The following is a 13,992-nucleotide window of genomic DNA, read 5'->3' as shown; positions in this document are numbered from 1 at the left end:
TCCGTCGGCGGAGGCCTCCCGCGACCAGGTCTGCGGACCCGTGGACGGCGTCGTGCCTGCCCAGGGGGGTCGCGCGCCCCGGCGTTCACGGGCGGGTGGCGTGCTCCAGTTCGATCAGCGCCGAATGATAACTCCGCCCCGTCGCCCGGTCCATGCCCACCTCGCACATCCGGTTCGCCGACAGGTGCGCGTCGAAGGCCCGCGCCGTCACCTCCGCCGCCTCGCGCGCCGTGGCCGAGGCCGTCAGCTCCGGGTGGAGCATCCCCCGGTCGCCCGCGAAGGCGCAGCAGCCCGCATTGTCCGGGACCACCACCTCCTCGGCGCAGGCCCCGGCCACCGCCCGCAGCTGCGCCTCGTCGCCCAAGTGCCGCATCGAACAGGTGGGGTGGACCACGGCCGAGTCGACCGTGCGCCGGACCTCCAGGTGCGGCAGCAGTTCCTCCGCGGCCCACACGACCGAGTCGAGGATCCGCAGCTCCGCGTGGAGCGCCCGGTTGTCCTCCGTCAGGTACGGGACCACCTCCTGCGCGATGCCCAGCGTGCAGGAGGAGGCGTCGACGACCAGCGGCAGCCGTCCGCCGGCCGTCCAGCCCCAGGCCGCCTCGACGATCCGGTTGGCCATCACCCGGTTCCCGGCGTCGTAGCCCTTGGAGTGCCAGATGGTCGCGCAGCAGGTTCCCCTCACGTCGCGGGGGATCCAGACGGGCTTGCCGGCGCGCTCTGACACGGCCACCACGGCCTCCGGCAGGGAGGGCCCGGGACGGCCCCCGGATCCGCCGAAGATCCGGTTGACGCAGGCCGGGTAGTACACCGCCGTGGCGCCCACCCGGCGGGTCGCTGGCAGGTTCCGCGCGGCGGCGCCGGGGATCTGCGGCAGCCACCGCGGCAGCAGGTCCGGTCGTACGGCCTTCCGCGCGGCCCCCGTGACCGCTTCGAGCGCCCGGTCCCCGACCCGACGGGAGAGGTGGTCGGCGGCGGCCACCGTCAGCCGGGCGGCGGCCTCGACGGTCCGGAACCGCCGGGCGGCCAGCGCGGCGGCGGCCTCCTCGCGCGCGCTGTGCCGGCGGTGGCGGAAGTCCTTCATCAGCGCCCCGGTGTCGATGCCGACCGGGCAGGCCAGCCTGCAGGTGGAGTCGCCCGCGCAGGTGTCCACCGCGTCATAGCCGTAGGCGCCGAGGAGCCCGTCGAGCACGGGGGAGCCGGGCGGCTGGCGCACCATCTCGCGGCGCAGCACGATCCGCTGGCGCGGAGTGGTCGTCAGGTCTCCGCTGGGGCAGGTCGGTTCGCAGAAGCCGCACTCGATGCAGGGGTCGGCCACCGCCTCCACCTGCGGAATGGTCTTCAGGCCGCGCAGATGGGCCCGCGGGTCGCGGTCGAGGAGGATGCGCGGGGCGAGCACCCCGTCCGGGTCGACGACGCGTTTGGTGCGCCACATCAGCCCGGCCGCCCGGGCGCCCCATTCCAGTTCCAGGAAGGGGGCCATGTTGCGCCCGGTGGAGTGTTCGGCCTTCAGGGACCCGTCGAAGCGTTCCACGGTGAGCCGGCAGAAGGCCTCCATGAAGGCCCCGTACCGCTCGACGTCGGCCGGGTCGGCGGCGTCGAAGGCGAGCAGGAAGTGCAGGTTCCCGTGGGCGGCGTGGCCGGCGACGGCGGCGTCGAAGCCGTGCTCCGCCTGGAGTGCGAGGAGCGCCTCGCAGGCTTCGGCCAGCCGGGAGGGCGGTACCGCGAAGTCCTCGGTGATCAGGGTGGTGCCGGGGGCGCGGGCTCCGCCGACGGCCGTGACGAAGGCCTTGCGGGCCGTCCAGTAGCCGCCCACGGTCTTCGGGTCACTGGTGAAGGCGTTGGTGACCGAGGCCACCGGGGTGATCAGGTCGAGTCCGGCGAGGGCCCGCGTGGCCCGGCGCTCGCAGGCGGCCCGGCCGGCCTCGTCGGGGGCCCGGAACTCCACGAGCAGGGCGGTCGTGTCCCCGGGCAGGTCCGCCCAGTCGGCGGGAACGCCCGCGACGCTGACCGAGGCGCGCAGGGTGTTGCCGTCCATCAGCTCCACGGCGACGGCGCCCGCCTCGTTGAAGACGGGCACGGCCGCGGCGGCGGCGGGCAGCGAGGGGAAGAACAGCAGGGCGGAGCAGACCTCGCGGTCGAGGGGGAGGGTGTCGAAGACGACCTCGGAGATGAAGCCGAGGGTGCCCTCCGAGCCGACCATCAGCCCCCGCAGGATCTCGACGGGGGTGTGGCCGTCGAGGTAGGCGTCGAGGCGGTAGCCGGTGGTGTTCTTGATCTCGTACTTGGCGCGGATCCGGGCGACCAGTGCGGGGTCGGCCTCGATCTCCTTCTTGATCTCCATCAGCCCGTGGCACAGGGTCGGTTCGGCGCGCGCCAGCTCCTCGTCGGCCAGCGGGTCGGCGGTGTCCACGACGGTGCCGCCGGGCAGTACGACGGTGAGGGAGGAGAGCGTGCGGTAGGAGTTGCGCGTGGTGCCCGCGGTCATGCCGGAGGCGTTGTTGGCGACGACCCCGCCGAGGGTGCAGGCGAGGGCGCTGGCCGGGTCGGGGCCGAGGATCCGGCCGTGCCGGGCGAGGGCGGCGTTGGCCCGCACCACGGTGGTGCCGGGCCGGATCCGGGCCCGCCGGCCCTCCTCCAGCACCTCGATCCCGGCCCAGTGACGGCGTACGTCGACGAGGATGTCCTCGCCCTGGGCCTGGCCGTTGAGCGAGGTGCCGGCGGCGCGGAAGACGACCTCGCGCCCGCGGCCGCGGGCGTACGAGAGCACTGCGGAGACGTCGTCGATGTCCTCGGCGATCACCACGACCTGGGGCACGAACCGGTAGGGGGAGGCGTCGGAGGCGTAGCGGACCAGGTCGGCGACCTTCCACAGCACCTTCTCGGCGCCCAGCAGCCCGGTCAGCTCGCCGCGCAGCGGCTCCGGGGTGCCGGCGGCCCGGTGGGCGGGGACCCGGTCGGGGGAGGGGCCGCCGATGCCGCGCGGGCGCAGGGTCCCCGGGTCCGGTTCCAGCAGCGGCATGTGTGACCCCTCGCCTCATCGAGGCCCACGGGTGGCCTACTCAGCAGGTGCGCTCCGCCGGCGCGTCCGACAGGGCGTTCAGCAGGCCGCCGAGCACGTCGCGCTGGTCGGCGGTCAACGGTGCCAGGATCTCCTCTGCCGCATCGGTTCGCGCGTTGCGCAGACGGCGCAGCGTGGCGCGGCCGGTGTCGGTGAGCTCGATCCGGATGACGCGCCGGTTCGCCGGGTCGGGCGCGCGGCGCACGCACTCGGCCGCCTCCAGGCCGTCGACGAGGGTGGTCACGGCGCGCGGGACGACTTCCAGGCGCGCGGCGAGGTCCGCCATCCGGGGCGGTCGCTCGCCCTCGTAGTGCGAGACGAGGCGCAGCAGCCGACTCTGGGCGGGAGTGATCCCGAGCGGCTCCATGTGGCGCTTCTGGATCCGGTGGAGCCTGCGCGTCAGGCGCAGGAGCTGTTCGGCGAGGAGGCGATCGGTGTCGGAGGCGGAGCTCATGCGGGAACAATATCAGGATGCAGTTCATTGTGAGCATAGGTAACAATGACCTATGCTCCAATGGCCCCGACCTTGCCGAAGGGGACTCCGCGAAGACCTCGACCCTGACTCCCGACCCCTGAGAGGGCGCCCATGCCGCACGACGAACCGAAGTGGATCCCATCGAAAGACCCCCTCGATCCGGCCCGCCCCGCCCCGGCGGAACAGCCGCGGGAGCTGCGCCGCATCGTGACGCTCTTCCGGCCCTACCGGGGCCGGCTCGCCGCCGTCGGCCTGCTCGTCGGCGCCTCCTCGCTGGTCGGTGTCGCCTCGCCGTTCCTGCTGCGGGAGATCCTCGACGTCGCGATCCCGCAGGGCCGTACCGGGCTGCTCAGCCTGCTCGCGCTGGGCATGATCCTCACCGCCGTCGTCACCAGCGTCTTCGGCGTGCTCCAGACCTTCATCTCCACCACCGTCGGCCAGCGCGTCATGCACGACCTGCGCACCGCCGTCTACGCGCAGCTGCAGCGGATGCCTCTGGCCTTCTTCACCCGGACCCGCACCGGCGAGGTGCAGTCCCGCATCGCCAACGACATCGGCGGCATGCAGGCCACCGTGACCTCCACCGCGACCTCGCTCGTCTCGAACCTGACGGCCGTCATCGCCTCCGTCGTCGCCATGCTGGCGCTCGACTGGCGCCTCACCCTCGTCTCGCTGCTCCTGCTCCCCCTCTTCGTCTGGATCAGCCGGCGGGTCGGCCACGAGCGCAAGAGGATCACCACGAAGCGGCAGAAGCAGATGGCCACCATGGCGGCGACCGTCACCGAGTCGCTCTCGGTGAGCGGCATCCTGCTGGGCCGCACCATGGGCCGTTCCGAGTCGCTCACCTCCGCCTTCGCCGAGGAGTCCGAGAAGCTCGTCGGCCTCGAAGTGCGTTCCAGCATGGCCGGCCGCTGGCGGATGTCCACGATCGGCATCGTCATGGCGGCGATGCCCGCGCTCATCTACTGGGCCGCCGGCCTGGCCCTCCAGACGGGCGCCCCCTCGCTCTCCGTCGGTACCCTCGTCGCCTTCGTCACCCTCCAGCAGGGCCTCTTCCGGCCCGCCGTGAGCCTGCTGTCGACCGGTGTGCAGATACAGACCTCGCTCGCGCTGTTCGCCCGCATCTTCGAGTACCTCGACCTGCCGGTGGACATCACCGAGCGCGCCGATCCGGTGCGCCTGGACCGCGCCAAGGGCGAGGTCACGCTGGAGGACGTGCACTTCGCGTACGACACCAAGAGCGGCCCGACCCTCACGGGGATCGACATCACGGTCCCGGCCGGCGGCTCCCTCGCCGTGGTCGGTCCGACCGGATCCGGCAAGAGCACCCTCAGCTACCTCGTGCCCCGGCTCTACGACGTGACCGGCGGACGGGTCGCCCTCGACGGGGTGGACGTGCGCGACCTCGACTTCGACTCGCTGGCCCGTTCCATCGGCGTGGTCTCCCAGGAGACGTACCTCTTCCACGCCTCGGTCGCGGACAACCTGCGCTTCGCCAAGCCGGACGCCACCGACGAGGAGATCACCGAAGCGGCCCGCGCGGCGCAGATCCACGACCACATCTCGTCGCTGCCCGACGGGTACGACACCCTGGTCGGCGAGCGCGGATACCGGTTCTCCGGAGGCGAGAAGCAGCGGCTGGCCATCGCCCGCACCATCCTGCGCGACCCGCCGGTGCTGATCCTCGACGAGGCGACCAGCGCCCTGGACACCCGTACCGAACACGCCGTTCAGCAGGCCATCGACCACCTCTCCGCCGGCCGCACCACCATCACCATCGCGCACCGCCTCTCCACCGTCCGCGACGCCGACCAGATCGTGGTCCTGGACGCGGGCCGCATCGCCGAGCGCGGTACGCACGAGGAGCTGCTGAAGGCGGACGGCCGGTACGCCGCCCTGGTCCGCCGGGACCGGGATGCCGCGCTGGCGCCCGAGCCGCCCGAGGGTCTCCAGCTCGCTCCGGTGAACGTGTGACCGTATGACCGGCGCACAGGCAGGCTGCCGGAAATATGATGATTCGCGGGTTAGCGTTGCCGCATGCGTCATGAGTACCTGCCGCCGCAGCGCCGTTCCCGGCTCACCCGCCGGGGCCGGCTGGCGCTCTTCCTCGGCACGCTGCTGGCCCTCGGTGCCGCAGTCCTGATCCCGCTGTTCAGGGAGGGGGAAGCGCCGGAGAAGCCACGCCAGTTGGTGATCCCCGAAGGGTGGCGCGCCCCACAGGTGTACGCCGCCATCGACCGCGAGCTGAAGCTCCCGCCGGGATCCGCGAAGTCGGCGGTGGCCACTGCCGGACTGGCCCTGCCCGCGGAGGCGAAGGGCAACCCCGAGGGCTACCTCTTCCCGGCGACCTACCCGGTGACCTCGAAGTCCACCCCGGCCACCATCCTCGCCCACATGGTGCGGACGGCGAACGAGAAGCTCGCCACCAGGGCCGTCGCGGACGGCGGCAAGGCCCACGGGATGACCCCGTACCAGACGGCCACCCTGGCCAGCATCATCGAGGCGGAGGCGGAGGGTCGCGCCGACATGGGCAAGGTCGCACGCGTGGTGCACAACCGGCTGGCGAAGTCGATGCCGCTGCAGATGGACTCCACCATCAACTACGCGCTGAACCGCAGCACCGTGGACACCAAGCTGAGCGACACCCGCATCGACAGCCCCTTCAACACGTACGAGCGCCAGGGCCTGCCGCCCACCCCGATCGACAGCCCGGGCCTGGAGGCCATGGCGGCCGCGGTCGCGCCGACGCCCGGCGACTGGCTGTTCTTCGTCACCGTGAAGCCGGGGGACACCCGCTTCTCGACGACCTACGACGAGCACAAGAAGCACGTGGCGGATTTCAACCGGACCCGCGCCCACGCGGGTTCCCGTGCGGGTCAGGGTGGTGCCCCCGGGAAATGAGGGGCGCCGTTCCCGAGATCGGCGCCGTTCCCGAGACCGGAGCCGTCCCCGGGACCGGACGAGGGCGGTCGGGTCAGGCCGCGGGCGCGCCCACCCGTTCGCGCGCCAATAGCCGGCGGATCTCGCGGACCGCGGCCCCGCCCGCACGGTTGGCGCCGATGGTCGACGCCGACGGGCCGTAGCCGACCAGGTGGATCCGCTCGTCGCGCACGGCCGTGGTCCCCTCGACCCGGATGCCGCCGCCCGGCTCGCGCAGGCGCAGCGGGGCCAGGTGGTCGACGGCCGCGCGGAACCCGGTGGCCCACAGGATGACGTCCGCGTCCACGCGGCTCCCGTCCGCCCACACGGCGCCGCCGGCGGTGATCCGGTCGAAGACGGGCCGGCGGTCCAGGACCCCCGAGGCCAGGCCGGCCCGGACGGCCTCGTTCAGCGGGAGCCCGGTCACGCTGACCACGCTCTGCGGCGGCAGCCCCCGGCGCACCCGCTCGTCCACCAGGGCCACCGCGGCCCGGCCCTCGGCCTCGCCGAAGCCGCCGTCGCGGAAGACCGGGGGCCGCCGGGTCACCCAGGTGGTCTCCGCCGCCACCTCGGCGATCTCCAGGAGGTGCTGCACGGCCGATGTGCCGCCGCCCACGACGATCACCCGCGCCCCCGCGAACTCCTGCGGCCCCGGGTAGTTCGCCGTGTGCAGCTGCCGGCCCCGGAAGGTCTCCTGGCCGGCGTAGCGCGGCCAGAACGGCCGGTCCCAGGTCCCCGTGGCGTTGATCAGGGCCCGGGCCGACCAGACCCCGGCCGAGGTCTCGACGCGCAGCCGGCCGCCGTCCCCCTCGCGCACGGCCGAGACGTCCACGGGACGCCGTACGCGCAGGTCGAAACGGTCCTCGTAGGCGCCGAAGTACTCCCCGATCACCTCGGACGAGGGCCGCAGCGGGTCGGCGCCGACCAGCTCCATGCCGGGCAGGGCGTGCATCCCGTGGACCCTGCCGTAGGTGAGCGAGGGCCAGCGGAACTGCCAGGCCCCGCCCGGGCGCGGCGCATGGTCCAGGACCACGTGGTCGAGCCCCGCCCGCGTCAGGTGGTAGGCGCTGGACAGGCCCGCCTGCCCGGCGCCGACGACCACCACGTCCGCCACGTCCACCGTGTCCACGTCCCGCGTCACATCGTTCACGGTTCTACCAACGGGCGGGGGTCGCGGGATCTTCCCCGCCGGCCGTCGCAGGCCGCCGTCCTACGGCGCCAACAGCCCGCGCGCGGCCAGTTCCGGGGTCACCCCCTCGCCGAACCAGTAGGCCTCCTCCAGGTGCGGATAGCCCGACAGCACGAAGTTCTCGATCCCGAGCGCGTGGTACTCCTCGATCCGGTCCGCGACGTCGCCGTGGCTGCCGACCAGCGCCGTGCCGGCCCCGCCCCGGACCAGTCCGACCCCCGCCCACAGGTTCGGCGAGATCTCCAGCTTGTCCCGCGAACCGCCGTGCAGGGCGAGCATCCGCTGCTGGCCCACCGACTCGCTCGCGCCCAGCAGCGACTGCGCCCTGGCGATGTCCGCCTCGTCCAGATCGGCCAGCAGCCGGTCCGCCGCACCCCAGGCCTCCTTCGCGGAATCCCGCGAGATCGTGTGCAGCCGGATGCCGAAGCGGACCGTCCGCCCGCGCTCCTCGGCCAGCGAGCGGATCCAGTCGATCTTCTCCTTCACCTGCTGCGGAGGCTCCCCCCAGGTCAGGTACACATCGGCGTGCTCGGCGGCGACGGGCCCCGCGGCCGCCGAGGAACCGCCGAAGAAGATCTCCGGCAGCGGGTCGGGCGGCAGCGCGGTCAGCCCGCCGTCGATCCGGTAGTGCTCGCCGTGGAAGTCGTACGGCTCCCCGCGCCAAGCCCCCCGTACGACGGACAGGAACTCGGCGGTCCGCTCGTACCGGCGGTCGTGGTCGAGGTGGTCCCCGAACCGCCGCTGCTCCGCCGAGTCGCCGCCCGTCACCACATTGAGCAGGAGCCGGCCCCGGGTGATCCGCTGGTAGGTCGCGGCCATCTGCGCGGCGAGCGTCGGCGAGATCACGCCGGGCCGGAAGGCGACCAGGAACTTCAGCCGCTCGGTGTGCTGCGAGAGCGCCACGGTGGTCAGCCAGGCGTCCTCGCACCAGGTCCCGGTGGGGGTCAGCACCGCCTCGAAGCCGAGCCGTTCCGCCGCCTTGGCGATCTGCGCGAGGTACTCGATGTCCGGTTCGCGCACCCCGGGCGCGGCCGTGTTGTGGGCGTAGGCGTGCCGGTCGACCAGGGTGCGGCCATCGCCGCCGGTCGGCAGGAACCAGTGCAGACGGACCGTCATCAGGAGGCCTTCCCGTACGAGCGCGGGGCGGTGGTGGAGGGCGGCAGGGTGCCGTTGAAGCGGGTGTCGACGAAGTCCTTGAAGACGACCTTGCCGGGGATCAGCTTCAGCTCGGTGAAGGTGTCGGCGATCTTCTGCTCGGAGACCACGGCCGCGTCGTCCACGGCGACCGGGACCCGGGTTCCGTTGCTGCGCTTGACCGCGTCGAAGGCGACCTCGTAGGGCAGGCCGGTCTCCTTCGCCCAGACCTTCGCCCACTCCTCCGGGTGCGCGAACACCCAGTCCTGGGCGCGCTGGAGCCGGGTCAGGTAGTCGCCGATGGCCTTGCTCTTCGCCGGATCCTCCAGGGCGGCGGGCGCCGCCACCTGGAAGCCCAGACCGTTGACCGCGCCCTCGCCCGAGACCAGGACGCGGGCGCCGGTGCGCAGCACCTGGGAGGTGTACGGGTCCCAGACCGCCCAGGCGTCGACCGCGCCGCTGTTGAAGGCGGCCAGCGCGTCGGCGGGCTGGAGGAAGTTGACGGTGACGTCGGAGGGCTTCAGACCGGCCTGTTCGAGGGACGCGATCAGCTGGAAGTGCGCCGAACTGCCCTGTGCCACGGCGATCTTCTTGCCGCGCAGTTCGGCGGGGTTCTGGAGGGCCGAGCCCTTCGGGACGAGGATCGCCTCGCCCGCGGAGGAGCCGTGCGTGGCCGCGACCACGGTGATCTTCGACTTGGCGGCCGCCGCGAAGACCGGCGGGGTGTTGCCCACGCCACCGATGTCCACGGCCTTGGCGTTGACGGCCTCCAGCAGCGGCGGACCGGAGGTGAAGGTCGACCACTTGATCGTGTAGTCGAGCTTGTCCAGCTCACCGGCGGCCCGCAGCAGCGATTCGTAACCGCCCTTCTGGTCGCCGACGTTGAGCGTGACCGCGGTGTCCTTGCCGCCCTTCCCCTCCTGGCCGGCCGCGCCCGTGTCGGCCGCGGAGTTCCCGCCGCAGGCGGAGAGGGCCAGGGACAGCGGGACGAGGGCGGCGAGCAGGGGCAGCGTATGGCGTCTCATGGGTGTCTCTTCGTTCTCTTGAAGGGGAGGAAAGGTGTTCAGCCGACGCCGAGTTCGGCGAGCAGGCGGGAGCGCAGCGCCGCGAATCCCGCATCGCCGACCTCACGCGGCCGCTCCAGCGGGACACGGGTGTCATATGAGATCCGGCCCTCGCTCATCACGAGGATGCGGTCGGCCAGCAGCACGGCCTCGTCCACGTCGTGCGTGACCAGCAGCACCGCGCAGCCGCGCCGCTGCCACAGCCGGGCCACCAGCTGCTGGGCCTTGATCCGGGTCAGGGCGTCGAGGGCGCCGAACGGCTCGTCCAGCAGCAGCAGATCGGGTTCGCGCACCAGCGCCCGGGCGAGCGAGGCCCGCTGTGCCTCGCCGCCCGACAGGGTCTTGGGCCAGGCGTCCGTACGGTGTTCCAGCCCGACCTCGGCCAGGGCCCGTTCGGCGCGCTCGCGGTCCGGCCGCCCGGGCAGGCCGAGCAGGACGTTGCGCCAGACCCGCTTCCAGGGCATCAGGCGGGGCGCCTGGAAGGCCACGGCCCGCCGCTCCGGCACCAGCACCTCGCCCTCGATCTCCCGGTCCAGGCCCGCCAGTACGCGCAGGAGCGTGGACTTGCCGCAGCCACTGCGGCCCAGGAGCACGGTGAACTCCCCGGCCCGCAGGGTCAGATCGAGCCCGTCGATGACGGCCCGGCCGTCGAAGGACCGGGTCAGTGCGGCGACCCGGACGGCCGTACCGGGCTCGGTGGCTACTGCCCCGTGAACGTCGGTCGCCATTGCAGCAGCAGCCTTTCGAGAGTGCGGACGACGAGGTCGGCGGTCAGGCCGAGGAAGGCGTAGACGACGAGGCAGACGACGATCACGTCGGTACGGAAGAACTCGCGCGCCTGGTTCATCAGGAAGCCGATCCCGGCATCGGCATTGATGGACTCGCCGAAGACCAGGGCCAGCCAGGCGGTGGCGAGCGAGTAGCGCAGCCCGGTCATGAAGCCGGGCAGTGCCCCCGGCAGCACCACGTGCCGCACCAGCCCCCAGCGGCCGAGCCCCAGGGCGCCGCCCGCCTCGATGAGTTGCTCGTCCACGCCGCGGATCCCCGCGTACACGTTCAGGTAGAGGTGGAAGGCCGTGCCGAGTGCGATCAGCGCGACCTTGGGGGCCTCCCCGATGCCCATCCAGATGATGAACAGCGGGATGAGGCCGACCCACGGAACCGTGCGCAGCATCTGCACGCTCGCGTCGATCAGGTCCTCGCCGAGCCGGGAGAGCCCCGACAGCAGCGCGAGCACCGTTCCCGCCGTACCGCCGATCAGCAGCCCGATCGCGACGCGCTGCAGGGACACGGCCATCGCGCCGGGCAGCGTCCCGTCCGCGATCAGGTCCGCTCCGGCGGAGGCGATGGTCGACGGCGGCGCGAGGGTGTCGGCCGGAAGCCACCCGAGACTGCTGGCGACTTGCCACAGGATGAGCAGCAGCAGGGGGCCGGCGGTCCGGCGGATCCAGCGCGGCACGGGCCGCCGCCGCGCGGAGGTCGGCACGACGGCGACCAGAGCCGATGGTGATTCAGGGGATATGTCGGGCGCGGGCGGCGCAGGGCTGAGGCTGATGGTCATGGGGGCTCCACGGAAGGCGAGGCAAGGAGGCGGGGCGCACGCGGCGGGGCCGTACCCGCATCCGTACGCACCGGTACCGGTACGGCGGGACGGGGTCCGGCTACGGAACCGAGAGGGTCGGCGGAACCGGGAGGATCAGCCGAACCGGCGGGTTCGCGGCATGCGGGAGAAGAGCGCGGAGCGCTCGTGACACTTCGGGGAAAAGGGCGTCAGCAGCCGCGGCGACACGCGGCGGAGGCCACCCGCAGCAGGTCGATGTGACCGCGCGTGGTGAGCATGGCTGAACGCAACATGCGGCGAAACGTAGCCACCCGGCCGGGCGGGGGTCAATGGCGTCTCGCCAGCTGGACTCGCCGTCTCCGATATCGGGACACCGGTGTGCGCGTCCGTCAGTTTCCGCCCGGTTCGGGGCCGGTTGCGCGCAGCGTCGCCAGGACCGGCCCGACCGGCTGCAGGGTGAGGCCGGGGAACACCCCGGCCCGTCCGCTCCCGCTGTCCAGGTGGAACCGCTGCCCCAGCACGGCCAGTACGAGCGCGGCCTCCACCAGCGCGAACCGCGCCCCCAGGCAGGCCCGCGGGCCCCCGCCGAAGGGGAACCAGGCGTGCTCGGGCACCGGATGGGGAGCGTCCGCGTCCCACCGCTCGGGGCGGAAGGCCTCCGGGTCCGGGAACCACCGCGCGTCCCGGTGCATCGACCAGGGGCTGGTCCACACCGCCGTTCCCGCCGGAACCGCCCGCCCGCCGATGGTCGCGCCCGGCGCGGCCACCGCCGAGATCAGCCAGATCGGCGGATAGATCCGCAGCGCCTCCTTGACCACCTGCTGCGTCCAGGGCAGCCGCGCGTAGTCGTCGTACGTCGGCAGCCGCCCGCCGAGCACCCGGTCCAGCTCCTCCGTCAGCCGGGCCCGCGCGTCGGGGGCGCCCGACAGCAGCTGCCAGGCCCAGGTCAAGGTGGTCGACGTGGTCTCGTGGCCGCCGATGTAGAGGGTGATGGACTCGTCCCGCAGCTCCTTGCGGGAGAGCGGCCGGCCGTCCTCGTCGCGGGCCGCGAGCAGCCGGCTCAGCAGGTCGTCCCGCTCCGCGCCGGCGGCCGAGGCCGCCTCGTGCTCCCGTATGACGTGCTCGATCTCCCGGTCGAGGACCGCCACGGCCTCCCGCATCCGGCGCCGCCCGGGAGTGCGCACCCACGGCGGCAGGAACAGCGTCAGCCCCCGGAACTCCGCACCCAGCTCCCGCTGCGCCGTGGCCATCGCCGCGCTGATGGGCGCCTCCCGGCCGGCCGCGTCGCTCCCGAACAGCGTGCGCACCGCGATCCGCTGGGTGAGCCCGGCCATCTCCCGGTGCACGTCGATGCGTTCGCCCTCGCGCCAGCCGCCGGCCAGCGCGTCCGCGCACTGCACCATCGTGGCGGCGTACGAGCGCACCTGCCGCGGTCGCACGGCGGGCTGGACCAGTGCCCGCTTGCGCCGCCAGTCGTCCCCGGAGGCGACGACCACCCCGTCGCCCAGCAACTGGTGGAAGGCCCAGCCCAGTTCCATCGGCTTGAAGGTGGACTCGACGGCGCCCAGCAGTTCACCGGCGTGCTCGGGCCGGGAGACCAGCACGTTGCGCTGCGGGCCGAGGGCCCACGGCACCCAGTCGCCGTAGTCGTCGCGCAGGGACTCGAAGAAGGCCAGTGGATCGCGGGCGAAGGCGGGCAGGTTCCCGAGCAGGGGCCACCGGCGGGGGCCGCCGTTCCGGGTGCCCGGGGGCAGGGTCGCGGTCACGCAGGCATGGTGACAGCAGCCCCCACAGGGCACCAGAGGCGTGACCCCGCCGTTCGTCCGTCCCCGTCCCCGTCCCCGTTCCCGTCCCCCGCTCCCGCCCGCGCCGGACAGGCCGTCGGTCCGTCAGGCCGTCCGGCGCGCCGTCAGCCAGTCGTGCGCCGCGTCCGCGGTGAACTGAGGGCGTCCGCCACGGAAGAGGAGTCCGGCCGAGGCGAAGGCCGGGTCGTCCGCGATGTCCGTCGCGTACGGGATCACGATGCAGCCCATGCCCGCGGCGTGGGCGGCCAGCGCTCCCGGCGCCGCGTCCTCGACGACCACGCAGTCGGCGGGCCGCGCACCCAGTCGGCGGGCCGCCTCCAGGAACACGTCCGGAGCGGGCTTGCCGTGCGCGACCTCCTCGGCGGAGACCACCGTGGTCAGCAGCGCGTCCAGTCCGGTGCCCGCGAGGACGGCGTCGATCGCCTCGAGCGAGGAACCGGAGGCCACCGCCATCGGCACCCCTTCGGCGTACAGCCGCTCGACGAACTTCCGCATCTGCGGGAAGACCTCGGTCCGGGTGCGGGCCAGCTCCAGGTAGGCCGCGTTCTGCTCGGCGAGCAGCTGCTCGACCGGAGCCTGGATCCCGTACCGCTCCTTGAGGATCTCCAGCGTCTCCATGGTGCCGATGCCGATGAAACGCGCGTGCTGTTCCCACGTGAAATCGGGGACTCCGTGCCGCTCCAAGGTGCGGCGCCCGGATTCGTAGTAGTTCGGTTCGCTGTCCACGAGGGTGCCGTCGAGATCGAATATGACGGAAATCATCCGCTATGCCCGTCCTACCGCT

The 13,992-nt window shown here is 73.0% G+C and carries 12 protein-coding genes; 2 read left to right on the top strand and 10 right to left on the bottom strand.

The genetic code is table 11. The annotated features are described in order from the left end of the window. Nucleotides 1–85 precede the first annotated feature (85 nt). Nucleotides 86–3,022: an FAD-binding and (Fe-S)-binding domain-containing protein gene (locus AB0D29_RS18250; RefSeq protein ID WP_362855307.1), complete on the bottom strand. Its 2,937-nt coding sequence runs from the start codon at nucleotides 3,020–3,022 to the stop codon at nucleotides 86–88. Between the two features lie 40 nt (nucleotides 3,023–3,062). Beyond that, complete coding sequence (locus AB0D29_RS18245; RefSeq protein ID WP_362855305.1) at nucleotides 3,063–3,515, bottom strand: MarR family transcriptional regulator; 453 nt, start codon at nucleotides 3,513–3,515, stop codon at nucleotides 3,063–3,065. 132 nt (nucleotides 3,516–3,647) lie between these two features. Between AB0D29_RS18245 and AB0D29_RS18240 the strand changes: the two genes are divergently transcribed. Together AB0D29_RS18240 and mltG are read left to right on the top strand one after the other, a co-directional pair. Then, entirely contained in the window at nucleotides 3,648–5,510 is a 1,863-nt protein-coding gene (locus tag AB0D29_RS18240) for an ABC transporter ATP-binding protein (protein WP_362855304.1), read from the top strand. A 63-nt stretch (nucleotides 5,511–5,573) separates the two neighbouring features. Continuing rightward, nucleotides 5,574–6,437: an endolytic transglycosylase MltG gene (gene mltG / locus AB0D29_RS18235; RefSeq protein ID WP_362855303.1), complete on the top strand. Its 864-nt coding sequence runs from the start codon at nucleotides 5,574–5,576 to the stop codon at nucleotides 6,435–6,437. Nucleotides 6,438–6,510: 73 nt separating this feature from the next. On the opposite strand, the gene AB0D29_RS18230 is transcribed toward mltG, so the two are convergent. From AB0D29_RS18230 to AB0D29_RS18195, 8 genes are all read right to left on the bottom strand, one after another. Next, the gene (locus AB0D29_RS18230; RefSeq protein WP_362855302.1) at nucleotides 6,511–7,605 is read right to left on the bottom strand and encodes an FAD-dependent oxidoreductase; all 1,095 of its coding nucleotides are present in this window, start codon (nucleotides 7,603–7,605) and stop codon (nucleotides 6,511–6,513) included. Nucleotides 7,606–7,665: 60 nt separating this feature from the next. Further along, nucleotides 7,666–8,760 carry an LLM class flavin-dependent oxidoreductase gene (locus tag AB0D29_RS18225; protein WP_362855300.1) on the bottom strand — a complete coding sequence of 365 codons (1,095 nt, stop codon included), beginning with the start codon at nucleotides 8,758–8,760 and terminating at the stop codon, nucleotides 7,666–7,668. Further along, nucleotides 8,760–9,803 (bottom strand): ABC transporter substrate-binding protein, encoded by a 1,044-nt coding sequence (locus tag AB0D29_RS18220; protein WP_362855298.1) that lies wholly within the window; start codon nucleotides 9,801–9,803, stop codon nucleotides 8,760–8,762. Before AB0D29_RS18220 ends, AB0D29_RS18225 begins: the two co-directional genes overlap by 1 nt. Before the next feature lie 38 nt (nucleotides 9,804–9,841). Then, nucleotides 9,842–10,570: an ABC transporter ATP-binding protein gene (locus tag AB0D29_RS18215; RefSeq protein ID WP_362855297.1), complete on the bottom strand. Its 729-nt coding sequence runs from the start codon at nucleotides 10,568–10,570 to the stop codon at nucleotides 9,842–9,844. Then, on the bottom strand, nucleotides 10,543–11,403 hold the full coding sequence (locus AB0D29_RS18210; RefSeq protein WP_362855295.1) for an ABC transporter permease: 861 nt from the start codon (nucleotides 11,401–11,403) through the stop codon (nucleotides 10,543–10,545). The genes AB0D29_RS18215 and AB0D29_RS18210 overlap by 28 nt, the downstream gene beginning before the upstream one ends. 209 nt (nucleotides 11,404–11,612) lie before the next feature. After that, nucleotides 11,613–11,681, bottom strand: a complete 69-nt coding sequence (locus tag AB0D29_RS18205) for a putative leader peptide (RefSeq protein ID WP_351286961.1) — start codon at nucleotides 11,679–11,681, stop codon at nucleotides 11,613–11,615. A 111-nt stretch (nucleotides 11,682–11,792) separates the two neighbouring features. Continuing rightward, a complete protein-coding gene (locus AB0D29_RS18200) occupies nucleotides 11,793–13,169 on the bottom strand; it encodes a cytochrome P450 (protein ID WP_362855294.1) in 1,377 nt (458 codons plus the stop codon). 123 nt (nucleotides 13,170–13,292) lie between these two features. Next, complete coding sequence (locus AB0D29_RS18195) at nucleotides 13,293–13,970, bottom strand: HAD family phosphatase (RefSeq protein ID WP_362855293.1); 678 nt, start codon at nucleotides 13,968–13,970, stop codon at nucleotides 13,293–13,295. Nucleotides 13,971–13,992: the final 22 nt, after the last annotated feature.

This window comes from Streptomyces sp. NPDC048424, from assembly GCF_040651555.1.
Taxonomy (GTDB): Bacteria; Actinomycetota; Actinomycetes; order Streptomycetales; family Streptomycetaceae; genus Streptomyces.
This window is presented reverse-complemented; position numbering and strand designations above follow the sequence as displayed.